This window comes from Consotaella aegiceratis (assembly GCF_036541425.1).
Taxonomy (GTDB): domain Bacteria; phylum Pseudomonadota; class Alphaproteobacteria; order Rhizobiales; family Rhizobiaceae; genus Consotaella; species Consotaella aegiceratis.
On record NZ_JAZHFT010000145.1, the window covers coordinates 1 to 881 of the forward strand.

Sequence of the window (881 nt, forward strand, 5' to 3'; positions counted from 1 at the left end):
TGGCTCAATCGCAATCGACGGCTTGCCAAGGACTTCGAGCAGACCATCGCATCTGCCAATGCATGGCTGTTCCTCGCCTCGGTCCAACTCCTCGCTCGCCGCGTCGCAAGGCTCGCTAATTCATCTGCTTAGTTTTGAATCGGACACTGAGAGAGACTACCCCGCCTGCCGCCACTCACGCTCCATCCAGAAGGAGGGCCTTACAAATCCCTCGATGGCCGCACAGCGTCAGATGGACGGCTCGCAGCGGCCGGTGGGGCGTCACTCCCCCCGGATGACCGGATGAACCAGTTGGTCGCCCACGGCGGCGCCATAGCGTGCCGCGGATCCACCGTTGAGTTCCAGGACATAACGCACCGGCTCGCCCGAGGGGATCAGCGCGAGAGACAAGGGGCGCGCATTGGTGGCGATCCGGGTCACCCTCCCGTCTTCGTCCATGAACAGCATGTCGAGAGGAATCAGCGTATTCTTCATCCACATGGTCACCGGGCGGCTTTCGCCGAATTCGAACAGCATGCCATGATCGGCGGGCATCGAATTGCGGTTCACCAGGCCCGTGGCGCGCTCGTCCGGCGTATCGGCGTGGCCAAATTTTTTTGTCAAGTAAAATCGAATACCTAGAAAAATTTGAAAATTCACCATACGGATCATTGACACGGTAAAACTGGACACCTCGAAGAACCGACGTTTTGGCGGCATTGAAGAGACGTCATTGGTGATGGCGGCCCGATTTGGGCTTGATCGGTGTGGCTTTGCGGCACTTGGCGCTCATCCGCCATTGGAACTTCAGACCGGTGGCGATTTTGCCGTCATGCGGGCGCACCTCGCCCCTGATGCCAGACGAAGCGGGTGAGATTGTAGGCGAGATTGGCCATGCCGAT

General features: G+C 58.9%; 1 protein-coding gene and 1 pseudogene. One reads left to right on the forward strand and one right to left on the reverse strand.

All coding sequences use genetic code 11. From position 1 onward, the window contains the following. A pseudogene (locus SMD10_RS25475) lies at window positions 1–132 on the forward strand (IS5/IS1182 family transposase); the annotation flags it as partial. 129 nt (window positions 133–261) lie between these two features. Here SMD10_RS25475 and SMD10_RS25480 read toward each other — a convergent pair. After that, window positions 262–642: a DUF192 domain-containing protein gene (locus SMD10_RS25480; RefSeq protein WP_331688511.1), complete on the reverse strand. Its 381-nt coding sequence runs from the start codon at window positions 640–642 to the stop codon at window positions 262–264. Between the last annotated feature and the right edge of the window lie 239 nt (window positions 643–881).

Bases quoted from the DNA above. Each gene is read 5' to 3' on its own strand.
- SMD10_RS25480 (WP_331688511.1), bottom strand. From the start codon at position 642: ATGGTGAATTTTCAAATTTTTCTAGGTATTCGATTTTACTTGACAAAA.